Annotated in this window: 9 protein-coding genes; 3 read left to right on the plus strand and 6 right to left on the minus strand. The window is 56.8% G+C overall.

The genetic code is table 11. The features are described 5' to 3' along the window. Positions 1–112: 112 nt before the first annotated feature. Together CWM52_RS25340 and metH are read right to left on the minus strand one after the other, a co-directional pair. Positions 113–1744, minus strand: coding sequence for a Na/Pi cotransporter family protein (locus tag CWM52_RS25340; RefSeq protein WP_100686582.1), 1632 nt, complete (start codon positions 1742–1744; stop codon positions 113–115). Positions 1745–1963: 219 nt separating this feature from the next. Beyond that, the gene (gene metH / locus CWM52_RS25345; RefSeq protein ID WP_100686583.1) at positions 1964–5647 is read right to left on the minus strand and encodes a methionine synthase; all 3684 of its coding nucleotides are present in this window, start codon (positions 5645–5647) and stop codon (positions 1964–1966) included. A gap of 196 nt (positions 5648–5843) precedes the next feature. On the opposite strand from metH, the gene iclR reads away from it, so the two are divergent. Together iclR and CWM52_RS25355 are read left to right on the plus strand one after the other, a co-directional pair. Continuing rightward, positions 5844–6671: a glyoxylate bypass operon transcriptional repressor IclR gene (gene iclR / locus CWM52_RS25350; RefSeq protein ID WP_100686584.1), complete on the plus strand. Its 828-nt coding sequence runs from the start codon at positions 5844–5846 to the stop codon at positions 6669–6671. Positions 6672–6680: 9 nt separating this feature from the next. Beyond that, complete coding sequence (locus CWM52_RS25355; protein ID WP_100686589.1) at positions 6681–7085, plus strand: ASCH domain-containing protein; 405 nt, start codon at positions 6681–6683, stop codon at positions 7083–7085. Between the two features lie 9 nt (positions 7086–7094). Here CWM52_RS25355 and aceK read toward each other — a convergent pair whose 3' ends face one another. The 4 genes from aceK to metA all read right to left on the minus strand — a co-directional run bounded on the left by aceK (position 7095) and on the right by metA (position 13130). After that, the gene (gene aceK / locus CWM52_RS25360) at positions 7095–8837 is read right to left on the minus strand and encodes a bifunctional isocitrate dehydrogenase kinase/phosphatase (protein ID WP_100686585.1); all 1743 of its coding nucleotides are present in this window, start codon (positions 8835–8837) and stop codon (positions 7095–7097) included. Positions 8838–8938: 101 nt separating this feature from the next. Continuing rightward, the gene (aceA, locus tag CWM52_RS25365) at positions 8939–10243 is read right to left on the minus strand and encodes an isocitrate lyase (protein WP_100686590.1); all 1305 of its coding nucleotides are present in this window, start codon (positions 10241–10243) and stop codon (positions 8939–8941) included. Positions 10244–10338: 95 nt separating this feature from the next. After that, the gene (aceB, locus tag CWM52_RS25370) at positions 10339–11940 is read right to left on the minus strand and encodes a malate synthase A (RefSeq protein ID WP_100686586.1); all 1602 of its coding nucleotides are present in this window, start codon (positions 11938–11940) and stop codon (positions 10339–10341) included. A 260-nt stretch (positions 11941–12200) separates the two neighbouring features. Further along, on the minus strand, positions 12201–13130 hold the full coding sequence (metA, locus tag CWM52_RS25375) for a homoserine O-acetyltransferase MetA (RefSeq protein ID WP_100686587.1): 930 nt from the start codon (positions 13128–13130) through the stop codon (positions 12201–12203). A 155-nt stretch (positions 13131–13285) separates the two neighbouring features. On the opposite strand from metA, the gene CWM52_RS25380 reads away from it, so the two are divergent. Next, entirely contained in the window at positions 13286–13729 is a 444-nt protein-coding gene (locus tag CWM52_RS25380; protein WP_100686588.1) for an acetyltransferase, read from the plus strand. Positions 13730–13917: the final 188 nt, after the last annotated feature.

A 13917-nucleotide genomic window follows, 5' to 3' on the forward strand; every position in this document is an offset into this window, starting at 1 on the left:
CGCACCTGTCCGGGCTACCCGTCCGCAGACGACGATGGACCGTCGCCCGGTGAAGCGCAACGGTAGCCCGGCTAAGCGCAGCGCAAGCCGGGGGGGGGCAGGCAACAAGCGCTTAATAATCATCGCGCTCATCGTCCTCATCCGGCTGCTCCATCACGCTGTATGCCACCGAGCAGAACAATGAGTTCAGGCGTTTCATATCCCCCAGTAACCCCAGATGCAGCGAACTGGTTTCGATACTCTGCACGTTCTGCTGGTGCAGACGGTCGACGTGCGCGTGCGAGTAGCGACGGTTCAGAATACGGAAACGATGCTTGTTGCGGCGCAGGCGTCGCGCGCTTGGGACATCGCTGGAGAAAAAGACCGACATCGCTAACTGCAGGTTGCTCAGCAGCTGCTCGTACAGCCCGTCCAGCTCCTTCAGCCCTTCCTCCGAAAAGGCGCGGCGCGCCGCCAGCGATTTATCAGCGATTTCGCTGCCCATTCTTTCGACGATATCGGAAGCCTGCTCCAGATTGAGCGCCATTTCGATGATCTCCGCCCAGCGACGGGACTCCTCTTCGGCCAGCTCGTCTTTCGGCATGCGGGCCAGATAGAGCTTAATCGCCGTGTAGAGCACGTTGATATCATCAGCCAGCCTGCGCAGCTCCTTCTCCTCCCGCGGCTCGCCGTGCATCACCCTGTGCAGCCCCCCAAGCATCTGCTCCATCGCGTCGCCAATACGCAACGTTTCGCGCGCGGCATTCGCCAACGCCAGCGCCGGCGTATCCAGCGCCGTGGTATCGAGATGTTTTGGTTTAAGATGGAGGTCCTGCTCGGGATCTTCACGAATCATCCGCTTGCAGAGTCTGGCCATGGGCTCGGCAAACGGCACCATCGCCACACAGCGAATCAGGTTGTAGAAGACGTGGAAGTAGATAACCAGTTCCGCTTCCGGCAGCGGCATACGGTGCATCGCCTCGGCCAGCACATGGACAAACGGCAGAATAATCAGGCTGCCCACCAGCTTGAACAACAGACTGCCGAGCGCCACGCGGCGCGCAGAAGCGTTGGCGGCGCCGTTGTTGATCATCGCCAGAATCCCCGAGCCGAGGTTGGCGCCAATCACCACACACAGCGCGACCGGAAACGAAATCACCCCGGTTGAGGTCAGGGTTGCCGTTAACAGCACGGCCGCCAGGCTGGAGTAGCTGATAATGGCGAACATGGCGCCAATCAGCGCATCCAGCATAATGTCGCCGGTCAGCGAGGCGAAAATCACCTGCACGCCATTTGCCTGAGTGATGGGATGAACCGCCTGCACGATAAGTTCCAGGGCTAACAGAATCAGCCCCAGACCGATCCCCACCCGTCCGAGCTGGCCGGCGCGCGTTTGTTTGCGCCCAAGGAAAAAAATCACGCCGATGAAAATCAGCAGCGGCGACAGCCATGACAGATCGAAGGTCAGCACCCTCGCCATCAATGCGGTCCCCACATCGGCCCCCAGCACAATCACCAGCGCAGGCGTCAGCGCGACCAGATCCTGAGCGACAAATGAGGTCACCAGCATGGTGGTGGCATTACTGCTCTGAACCAGAGCCGTGACGCCAATCCCCGCGCAGAAGGCGAGCGGTTTTTTCTCAACGCTACTACTCAGGACGGAACGCAGGCGCGCGCCAAATACGCGCATCACGCCGGTACGAACGATGTGGGTCCCCCAGACCAGCAGGGCAACAGCAGACAACAGATGCAGCAGAGTTAACACGGATTCTTATTCTCCTTATACCCGACGGATAAACCGTCCGGGATTCCCCCGGCGGCGCTGCGCTTAGCCGGGCTACATAGTCCGGGACAATCTCAGTCAGAGCAGACAGTCCTGAATCAATACCCCAGTATAAGGGTTTAGCAGCAATAAAGAGACAGGGCCCCCGATGGCGCCCTGTAAGTTGTAAACTAAGATGACGGATTTGTGACAGGTCGCGTTCTAATCCGCGTCATATCCCAGGTTTGGCGCCAGCCAGCGTTCCACTTCCGCAGGCGTCATCCCTTTACGCCGGGCATAATCTTCCACCTGATCGCGCTGAATTTGCGCCACCGCGTAATACTTGCTGTCCGGATGGCTGAAGTACCAGCCGGAAACCGATGCGCCCGGCCACATGGCGAATGACTCGGTCAGCTTCATGCCGGTTTGCGCCTCGACATCCAGCAGTTCCCAGATCACCGCTTTTTCCGTGTGCTCCGGGCAGGCCGGGTAGCCCGGCGCCGGACGAATCCCCTGGTAGTTTTCGCGGATGAGATCCTCGTTGCTGAGGTTCTCATTTGCCGCATAGCCCCAGTAGACCTTACGCACGCGTTCATGCAGGTATTCGGCAAACGCTTCGGCCAGACGGTCGGCGATGGCTTTGACCATGATCTTGTTGTAATCATCGTGCTGCGCCTCAAACGCTTCCGCCAGCGCGTCCTCTTCCAGCCCGCCGGTGACCGCAAACGCGCCGAGGTAGTCCGCTTTGCCGCTGAGCTTCGGCGCCACAAAATCGGCAAGGCAGTAGTTGGCAAAGCCGACTTTCTCCGTCTGCTGACGCAGATGGTGGCTGACCGTCAGCACATGGGTGCGGGTTTCATCGCGATAGATTTCAATATCATCCCCCACCCGGTTGGCCGGGAATAACCCCACCACGCCGCGCGGATTCAGCGTCTTCTCAGCGCTGAGCGTATCCAGCATCTCATTAGCATCGTGGAACAGGCGCTTCGCTTCTTCGCCCACCACCTCGTCTTCGAGGATGCGCGGGTATTTGCCGGCCAGCGACCAGGTCATGAAGAAGGGCGTCCAGTCGATATAGTTGCGCAGGGTTTCGATGCTGGCTTCCACGCTCTGCACCCCCAGACGATGAGCAACCGGCGGCGTATAGCTGGCCCAGTCAAAGGCCAGATCGTTTTCACGGGCGGCCTGTAATGTGACCGGCGGCGTGCGCGGCTTCTTACGGGCGTGCTGGATACGCACGGTTTCGTACTCGCGACGCGTGCGCGCAACAAACTCATCGTGCTGGATGTCGGAGAGCAGGGCCGAGACCACGCCCACGGTACGCGAGGCGTTCTGCACGTAGACCGTCGGACCGCTATAATTCTGCTCGATTTTGACCGCCGTATGGGCCTTCGACGTCGTGGCTCCGCCAATCAGCAGCGGAATCGTAAAGCCCTGACGTTCCATCTCTTTCGCTACGTTGACCATTTCGTCCAGCGACGGGGTAATCAGCCCGGAGAGGCCAATCAGGTCGGCATTCACTTCGCGGGCGGTTTTGAGGATTTTATCCGCCGGCACCATCACGCCAAGATCGATAATTTCGTAGTTATTGCACTGCAGCACCACGCCAACGATATTTTTACCGATGTCGTGGACATCGCCTTTCACGGTCGCAATAACCATCTTGCCGTTGCTGGAGCCTTTTTCCTTGCTGGCTTCGATATACGGCTCCAGATAGGCCACCGCCTGTTTCATCACGCGGGCCGACTTCACCACCTGCGGCAGGAACATCTTACCTTCGCCAAACAGATCGCCGACCACGTTCATGCCGTCCATCAGCGGACCTTCAATCACTTCTATCGGACGCGCGGCCTGCTGGCGCGCCTCTTCGGTATCCAGCTCGATAAACTCGGTAATGCCTTTTACCAGCGAGTATTCCAGCCGTTTTTTCACGTCCCAGCTACGCCATTCCGCCTGCTGGGCGTTGGCGGAGTCGTCCGTTTTACTGCCGCGGTATTTTTCCGCCAGATCCAGCAGACGTTCGGTGCCGTCGTCACGGCGGTTGAGGATCACGTCTTCGACCGCATCGCGCAGTTCCACCGGTAGATCGTCGTAAATCGCCAGCTGACCGGCGTTCACAATCCCCATATCCATGCCGTTGCGGATGGCGTAATAGAGGAACACCGCGTGAATCGCTTCACGCACCGGGTCATTACCGCGGAACGAGAAAGAGACGTTCGAGACGCCGCCGGAAATCAGCGCATGCGGCAGCTCGCGTTTAATATCTTCACAGGCGCCGATAAAATCCTGCGCATAGTTGTTGTGCTCTTCAATACCGGTAGCGACGGCGAAGATATTGGGGTCAAAAATAATATCTTCCGGCGGGAAACCCACCTCTTCGGTCAGAATCTTGTATGCCCGGCGGCAAATTTCGATTTTGCGCGTGCGGGTATCCGCCTGCCCGACTTCATCAAAGGCCATCACCACCACGGCAGCGCCGTAACGACGCACCTTCTTCGCATGCTCAACGAAGGCCTCTACGCCCTCTTTCATCGAGATGGAGTTGACGATACCTTTGCCCTGAATGCACTTCAGCCCCTTTTCGATGACGTCCCATTTCGAGGAGTCGATCATAATCGGTACCCGGGCGATATCAGGTTCGCCGGCAATCAGATTCAGGAAACGCACCATCGCCGCTTCGGCGTCGAGCATCCCCTCATCCATGTTGATATCGATAATCTGCGCGCCGCTTTCCACCTGCTGACGGGCGACGTCCAGCGCTTCGTTATATTTTTCTTCTTTAATCAGGCGCTTGAATTTCGCTGAGCCGGTCACGTTGGTGCGTTCACCGACGTTCACAAACAGGCTGTCGTCACCGATATTCAGCGGCTCCAGGCCAGCAAGGCGACAGGCGACCGGGATCTCCGGCAACTGGCGCGGGGCCAGGCCAGCGACTGCATCGCTCATCGCTTTAATGTGTTCCGGCGTGGTACCGCAGCAGCCGCCGACGATGTTCAGGAACCCCGATTCCGCCCATTCGCGAATCTGCGCCGCCATGGTATCGGCATCGAGATCGTATTCGCCAAAGGCATTCGGCAGCCCGGCATTGGGGTGCGCAGTCACGTAGCATTCGGCAATGCGCGACAGTTCCTGCACGTACTGGCGCAGCTCATCTGGCCCCAGTGCGCAGTTGAGGCCGAAGGTGAGCGCATCGGCATGACGCAGGGAGTTATAAAACGCTTCCGTGGTTTGCCCGGAGAGCGTACGCCCGGAGGCATCGGTGATGGTGCCGGAGATCATGATCGGCAGTTCAACGCCCAGCGCCTCAAACTCCTCTTTCACGGCGAAGATCGCCGCTTTGGCGTTCAGGGTATCGAACACGGTCTCGATCAGAATCAGATCAACGCCCCCTTCCACCAGCGCTTTGGTCGACTCGCGGTAAGCCTCCACCAGCCCATCAAAGGTAATATTGCGGTAGGCCGGGTCGTTAACATCCGGGGAAATAGAGGCGGTGCGGTTGGTCGGGCCGAGAACACCGGCAACGTAGCGCGGTTTTTCCGGCGTGCGGGCGGTCCACTCATCGGCGCAGGCGCGCGCCAGCTTTGCGGCGACAAAGTTGATTTCCGCCGACAGGGATTCCATCTGGTAATCCGCCATCGCGATAGTCGTCGAGTTAAAGGTGTTGGTTTCAATGATATCCGCCCCCGCCGCAAAGTAGGCGTCGTGGATAGCGGTTATCACATCCGGCTTACTGAGCACCAGCAGATCGTTATTGCCTTTCAGATCGCATGGCCAGTCGGCAAAGCGTGCGCCGCGGAAGTCCTCTTCACTCAGACGATAGCCCTGGATCATGGTGCCCATGCCCCCATCCAGAACCAAAATACGTTTTTTTAACTGCTGATGCAGTTGTTCAACTTTGCTGCTCACACTCGCTCCCGACAACGCTCAACCAGACCGAAAAAACTTAACGGACCATACTGGCATAAAGCACCAAGGCGGAAAAGAGAACGACGGACAATATGAGACATGTTCAGCTTCACTCATCCGATCAGTCCGGTAGTGATTGCAAATCCGGAAAATAAAACGAAAACTATTTCCACGATACAGAAAAAAGGAATCAGCGATGGCCACTCCCGTTCCCGCTAAGCGCGGCAGAAAACCCGCGACGCCCGCCGCCCCTCAGGCTGGCGGCCAGGTTCAGTCGCTTACCCGTGGATTAAAATTGCTTGAATGGATTGCTGAATCGCACAGTAGCGTGGCACTGACCGAACTGGCTCAGCAGGCCGGGCTGCCCAACTCCACCACCCATCGTCTGCTGACGACCATGCAGCAGTTGGGCTTTGTCCGCCAGGTTGGTGAGCTCGGCCACTGGTCCGTGGGCGCACATGCTTTTGTGGTCGGCAGCAGCTTTCTGCAAAGCCGCAATCTGCTGGCGATCGTCCACCCGATCCTGCGCCAGCTGATGGAAGACTCCGGCGAAACGGTCAATCTGGCGGTGCTCGATCACAGCGATCACCAGGCGATTATTATTGATCAAGTGCAGTGTACGCAGCTGATGCGCATGTCGGCGCCGATCGGCGGCAAACTCCCGATGCACGCTTCCGGCGCGGGTAAAGCGTTCCTGTCGCAGCTCAGCGAAGAGCAGGTCACCGGTCTGCTGCACCGCAAAGGGCTGCATGCTTATACTCACGCCACGCTGGTCTCCCCGGTCCATCTGAAAGAGGATTTAGCCCAGACGCGCAAGCGCGGCTATTCTTTTGATGATGAAGAACATGCCCTCGGTTTACGCTGCGTCGCCTCCTGTATTTATGACGAACACCGCGAGCCGTTTGCCGCCATCTCTATTTCCGGGCCGATTTCCCGGATGACCGACGATCGCGTCACCGAACTGGGGGCGCTGGTGATTAAAGCGGCGAAAGAAGTGACCCTGGCCTACGGCGGAATGCGCTAAATGAGCGATCTGAAATCATACTGGCAGGATAAATACCCTTCTGCTTTCTGCTGGTCTTTCGGCGACTCACCTGAGCTGGCCGACGAACTGGCGGCCCTGGTCGTCGCCGGGAAAAAGCGAGGCACCTGCGGCTCGCTTTCCAGCTATCAGCAAGAGCAGCCGCCCGTGACGCCAGGGGCATATCACATTGTGCTGGACGGCAAAGGAAAAGGTGTATGCGTGATACGCACCCTGGCGCTCAGGCTCATCCGTTTTAACGACATGAGCCCGGAGCTCGCCGCGCTGGAAGGCGAAGGCGATTTGAGCCTGGCTTACTGGCAATCGGCACATCGGGCCTTCTTTGAACGAGAGGGCACGTGGGCGCCGGATATGGAGCTGGTGTACGAAGAGTTTGCCGTGATCGAGGCGGCCTGAACAGCACGCCTACCCCGCCTGCTGCAACGCGCCATAGCGCACGCAAAAACGCTGACGGCGACGGTAGGCATAGACATCCTCCACATGCCCGCGGCGGATTCGCGTCTGCAGCTCTCGCCAGTAGTCTGCCCGCAGCAGATCGGCGTGCATCTCTTCAAACAGCGGCCCGATACGCGGATCGGCGCACAGCCAGTGACGAAACTCTTCCGGGAAGACATCTCCCGGCGACACGCTGTACCACGGTTCGCTCGCCAGCTCATCTTCCGGATAGCGCGGCGGCGGAATGTCGCGGAAATTCACTTCGGTCATGTAGCAAATTTCATCGTAATCATAGAACACCACCCGGCCATGGCGGGTCACGCCGAAATTTTTAAACAGCATATCGCCGGGGAAGATATTGGCGGCGGCAAGCTGGCGGATGGCGTTGCCATACTCCTCCACCGCATCGCGCAGCGCCTGGCCATTCACCTGCTCCAGCCAGAGATTCAGCGGCACCATCCGCCGTTCGATATAGAGATGGCTGATGACAAGGCGATCGCCCAGATCGGTAATTTTTGCGCCGGCCTCTGTCTGCAGTAACGTCATCAGCGCCGGGGCAATCTGCCGTTTTTCCAGCACGAAGTTTTCAAACTCCTGGGTATCGGCCATTCTCCCGACGCGGTCATGTTCTTTTACCAGCTGATAGCAGGCGCGGACGTGGGCCGCGGTCATCTCCTTTTGCGGCGCAAAGCGGTCTTTGATCACCTTAAATACCCGATCAAATCCCGGCAGAGTAAAGACCAGCATCACCATGCCGCGGATGCCCGGCGCCTCAATAAATTGCTCATCGCTGCGGGCAATATACTGCAGGTATTCGCGATAGCTTTCCGTCTTCGCATGCTTCTGGCAGCCAATCGCCATATACAGTTCGGCGGTGGTTTTACCCGGCAGAATATCGCGCAGCCATTCAACCAACGCACCGGGCAGCGGCGCGTAGACCATAAAATAAGAGCGGGCGAAGCCAAACACGATGCTCGCTTCGGCGTGGGTCGTCAGACAGGTGTCAATAAACAGCTCGCCCTCCTCGCTGCGATGAACAGGCAGCAGAAACGGCAGGGTTGCCACCGGCGTCACCAGCTTACCCACCAGCCAGGCGGCTTTATTACGGTAAAAGAGTTCGTTCGCAATCTGCAGGTGGGAGCGGGACAACATCTCGCTTCCCAGCGCTTCATGCAGACTGGTGCTAATGTAGCCGATATCGCGCGCCTTATTTTGCCACGGCAGACGCAGGGGTAAGTCGGCGAGAACCTTGCTTAACAGCGTCTCCCAGCCGCGATCGGGGAAGAAGTTTTTCGCCAGCGGCCGGGGCAGTGAACGGAAGCTGCGCTCCGGCTGAGAACTGAAAATAAAAAGCCGCTCGGGTGTTAACGAGCGGTGGTCAAACAACCGGCAATAGACAGAATTAAAAAAGCTCTCTGCAATCTCAAAGCGAGGGTAATCCGGCAGCAGGTGCGTGTACTGCTCTTTCACCCGCAGCAAAAAATCCGCGTCGGTACTTTTACCTCCGGTAATACAGCGCAGCTGTTCCACCACCAGCCCGACGTGATGATCATAAAGGTGAATTCGCTGCTTCATGGCCTGCTGAACCGCATGCCAGTCGGCATGTTCAAAGCGCTGCTGCGCGCCTGAAGTGACTTCCAGAAAACGCCCGTACTGCGCGTCGAAACCCTGCAAAATCGTTTGTGCAATCAATAATTCCAGGCCACGCGTCATCGCTTTTCCCCATCCGGCATCCGCTCATGCCGGATGGCGCCTTCGCTTATCCGGCCTACCGCTTGCGTAGGCCCGGTAAGCTCAGCGCCACCGGGCAGCAATCAGAACTGCTCTTCTTCCGTTGAACCGGTCAACGCCGTGACCGATGACGTTCCGCCCTGAATAATGGTGGTCACCTTATCGAAGTAGCCGGTGCCCACTTCCTGCTGATGAGAGACAAAAGTGTAGCCATCTTTAGCTGCGGCAAACTCTGGCTGCTGCACTTTCTCAACGTAGTGCTTCATGCCTTCACCCTGCGCATAGGCATGGGCCAGGTCGAACATGTTGAACCACATGCTGTGGATCCCGGCCAGCGTGATGAACTGGTATTTGTAACCCATATCAGACAGCGCCTGCTGGAAGTGGGCGATGGTGTTGTCATCAAGATTTTTCTTCCAGTTGAACGACGGCGAACAGTTGTAGGCCAGCAGTTTGCCCGGGAAACGCGCGTGAATGGCCTCCGCAAAGCGGCGCGCCTGCTCCAGATCGGGTTTCGAGGTTTCACACCACACCAGATCCGCGTACGGCGCATAGGCCAGACCGCGACTGATCGCCTGTTCGATACCGGCATGGGTACGGAAAAACCCTTCGCTGGTACGTTCGCCGGTGACAAACTCGCGATCGTAAGGATCGCAGTCGGAGGTAATCAGATCGGCCGCATCGGCATCCGTTCGCGCAATCACCAGCGTCGGCACGCCCATCACATCCGCGGCCAGGCGCGCAGCGACCAGCTTCTGAATGGCTTCCTGCGTCGGCACCAGCACTTTGCCGCCCATATGGCCGCACTTCTTCACCGATGCCAGCTGATCTTCAAAATGAACGGCCGCTGCACCGGCTTCAATCATCGATTTCATCAGCTCGAACGCGTTAAGCACGCCGCCAAAACCCGCCTCGGCATCCGCCACGATCGGCAGGAAATAGTCGGTATAGCGCGGATCGCCCGCTTCAATCCCTGCCGACCACTGGATCTGATCCGCGCGGCGGAAGGTGTTGTTGATCCGATCCACCACCGCAGGGACCGAGTTTGCCGGATACAGCGATTGATCCGGGTACATGCTGGAGGCGAGGTTGGCATCCGCCGCCACCTGCCAGCCGGAGAGATAAATCGCCTCGATCCCGGCCTTCGCCTGCTGCAATGCCTGCCCGCCCGTCAATGCGCCGAGGCTGTTGATGTAGCCTTTTTTCGCGTCGCCATGCAGCAGTCGCCACATTTTGGCCGCCCCCAGCTGCGCCAGCGTGCATTCCGGATTGACCGAGCCGCGCAATTTCACCACGTCCTCTGCGCTATAGGGGCGGGTAATGCCTTCCCAACGCGGTTGCGTCCACTCTTTGTTTAATTCTTCGATTTGTTGGGTACGGGTTTTCATGTGCAGATGCTCCATTGTGTGCTCCTGGCTTCCCAGGCGTTATCGGTGAAAGCAATTTGGCCGCGGCCAAAAAGACAAACAAAATTGCCCGCTGATTACGCCAGCAGGCGGTAGCCCGGCAGCGTCAGGAAGTCGATTAACTCCTCTGAGGTGGTGATCTGTTCCATCAGGCGCGCGGCATCGTCAAAACGCCCGCTGCTGTAGCGGTGTTCGCCAAGCTCCTCCTGAATCACCATCAGTTCTTCCGCCAGCCACTGACGGAACAGCGTCTTGGTGACCGGTGTGCCGTCACTGAGGGTTTTCTGATGGTGAATCCATTGCCAGATGGAGGTTCGCGAAATTTCGGCGGTCGCCGCATCTTCCATCAGACCGTAAATCGGGACGCAGCCATTGCCGGAGATCCAGGCCTCGATGTACTGCACCGCGACGCGAATATTGGCGCGCATCCCCGCTTCTGTGCGTTCGCCCTCACAGGGTGCCAGCAGCTGTTCGGCGGTTATCGGCGCATCTTCTTCCCGGCTGACGTACAGCTGGTTGGGACGTTCGCCCAATAGCTGGTTAAAAACCGCCATGGCGGTATCCGCCAGCCCCGGATGCGCGACCCAGGTCCCGTCGTGGCCGTTTTTCGCCTCCAGTTCTTTATCGGCGGTGACTTTCGCGAGGACCTGGCGGTTACGCTCAGCATCTTTGCTGGGGATAAATGCCGCCATCCCTCCCATCGCGAACGCGCCGCGTTTATGGCAGGTCTTAATCAACAGACGCGAATAGGCGCTGAGGAACGGTTTATCCATGGTGACAACCTGGCGGTCGGGTAAGACGCGGTCGCCATGGTTTTTTAATGTTTTGATATAGCTGAAAATGTAATCCCAGCGCCCGCAGTTCAGACCCACGATATGGTCCCGCAGCGCATGCAGAATTTCATCCATCTGGAATACCGCTGGCAGTGTTTCAATTAACAGCGTGGCCTTGATCGTGCCGCGCGGCAGTTCAAAGCGGTCTTCGGTGTAGCTGAAGACATCGCTCCACCATGCCGCTTCCTGCCAGGCCTGAGTTTTCGGCAGGTAGAAGTAAGGACCGCTGCCTTTTGCCAGCAGCTTTTGGTAGTTGTGGAAAAAATAGAGCGCGAAATCAAACAGGCTGCCGGGAATCGATTCGCCGCGCCACGTAACATGTTTTTCTGGCAGATGCAGGCCGCGCACGCGGCATACCAGTACCGCCGGATCGGGCTTCAGCTGGTAAATCTTGCCGGCTTCATTGGTGTAGCTGATGGTGCCATTCACCGCATCGCGCAGGTTAATCTGGCCATCAATAACTTTGTTCCAGTCCGGCGCCAGCGAGTCTTCAAAATCTGCCATAAAGACTTTCACGTTGGCATTGAGGGCGTTAATCACCATTTTACGCTCTACCGGCCCGGTGATTTCCACCCGACGATCCTGTAAATCGGCGGGAATACCGCGAATTGTCCAGTCGCCATTTCTAATGGAAGCAGTTTCCGAAATAAAATCAGGCAGTCTTCCGGCGTCAATCGCCTGCTGTTGCTGAATACGTGCCGCCAGTAGTTTATTGCGCTCAGGCGTGAAGCGGCTCACCAGTTCCGCCAGAAACTCCACCGCCTCAGGCGTTAAAATCTGCTTCTCCTGCTCGCCATATGGCCGGCTGAAGGCCAGTTCGTCAGTCATTGTCGCCTGTTGCGTCATTTTGTAGCTCCTATTGGTTGATCCAGGTGGCGCGAGTGAACGATCGTTGTCTGGTTTTCGCTCAACACAATTAAGACTACTCAATAAAATTACAAAATCAAAAACAATTTCCATTTTTAATTTAATTAAATTGCAACATACTGATTAAATTGAAATTAAAGTTATTTTTCAGAGTGAGTTGAATTTCAGAAACAAAAAAGGCACCCGAAGGTGCCAGAGGCAAAATGCTGAAACGCTTTAGGATCGCGTTATCTGGAGGATTAATCCAAAGTCGGATTCATATTCCGCAGATCGTATGGAGTGATCTGGTAGACGTAATAGTTAAGCCAGTTTGCAAACAGCAGATTGCCATGGCTGCGCCAGGTGGCTCGCGGTTTGTTTTGCGGATCGTTTTGCGGAAAATAATTATACGGAATGTCCGGGCTCAGGCCGGCTTCCACATCGCGGAAAAATTCGCTGGCCAGGGTGTGGGCGTCGTATTCCGGGTGGCCGGTCACAAAGGCAATACGCTTATCTTTGCTGGCAAACAGGTAGGCATCACCCTCTTCCGTTTCTGCCAGGATCTCTAAATCGGTGTAATCGCGAATCAGCGCCGCCGGGAAATCCGCATAGCGAGAGTGCGGTGCAAGGAAAGAGTCATCAAAACCACGGGTCAGCAGCGCGTGAGGATGCAGAATATGATGCTCATACACGCCGGAAATTTTTTCTGCCCGGGTCTGCTTAGGAATGCCGTACAGGATATTAAGCGCGGCCTGTACCGCCCAACAAACAAAAAGCGTAGAGGTGACGTGATCTTTCGCCCACTCCAGCACCTGTTTGATCTGCGGCCAGTAGGCAACATCGTTAAATTCGACCAGACCCAGCGGCGCGCCGGTGACGATCAGACCGTCAAAGTTCTGGTCGCAAATATCGTCGAAGTTGCAGTAGAAGTTATTCAGGTGTTCACTTGGCGTATTGCGGGATTCACGCGCATCGATACGCAGGAGCTGGATATCAAGCTGCAGCGGAGAGTTCGACAGCAGGCGCAGGAACTGATTCTCCGTTTCGATTTTTTTCGGCATCAGGTTAAGGATAAGCACCTTCAGCGGACGAATTTCCTGAGTTGTTGCACGCGTAGTCGTCATCACAAAGACGTTCTCACCACGCAAGAAATTGACGGCTGGTAGCTCGTCCTGCACCCGAATCGGCATAACTTGATTACCTCATAGCATACGTATAAACGTTTAGACATCCAGACAGCTAACAATAACCAGGAATAATGAAAATGTCGAGTCTGCAAGCGGAAGGTGAGAAAGTTTCAACCATCTCCAGGATAGAATACTGTGGTTAATCGCAAGGATATATCATGAGTATAGTGATTCGCCGTTCGCGTAGTGATGAGAGCGAACAACTGATTGAAATCTGGCGTCGTTCCGTTGATGCGACGCATCATTTTCTTTCAGAGCAGGACCGAAAGGAAATTGAGCGCCAGGTGTGTGAGTTTTTTCCCCGGGCGCCGCTATGGGTTGCGGCCACCAATGAGGACAAGCCCTGCGCATTGATGCTGCTTTCCGAACAGCATCTGGAAGCCCTTTTTGTTGATCCTGATTTCCGCGGTATCGGTGTGGGTCGGCAGTTAGTCAGGTATGCTCTGGAATGGATTCCGGGACTCACAACCGATGTGAATGAGCAGAACGCCCAGGCGGTAGGGTTTTACGCGAATATGGGGTTTGTGGTGAGCGGACGCTCCGATCATGACGACCATGGCCGACCCTACCCGCTGCTTCATTTGCGTTATGACGCGCGCTAAAACGCAAAAAGCCCGTCCGTCTGGACGGGCTTCTTACCGACTGGATGCCTGGTGATTGTCTGCCGGACAGCACTCCCCGGCGGACCGCAGACACAACAAAGGGCTCAGTCTTCCGACTGAGCCCTTCATCTTGTTTGATGCCTGGCAGTTCCCTACTCTCACATGGGGAGACCCCACACTACCATCGG

It is taken from the genome of Raoultella sp. T31, assembly GCF_002806725.1.
Taxonomy (GTDB): Bacteria; Pseudomonadota; Gammaproteobacteria; order Enterobacterales; family Enterobacteriaceae; genus Klebsiella; species Klebsiella electrica.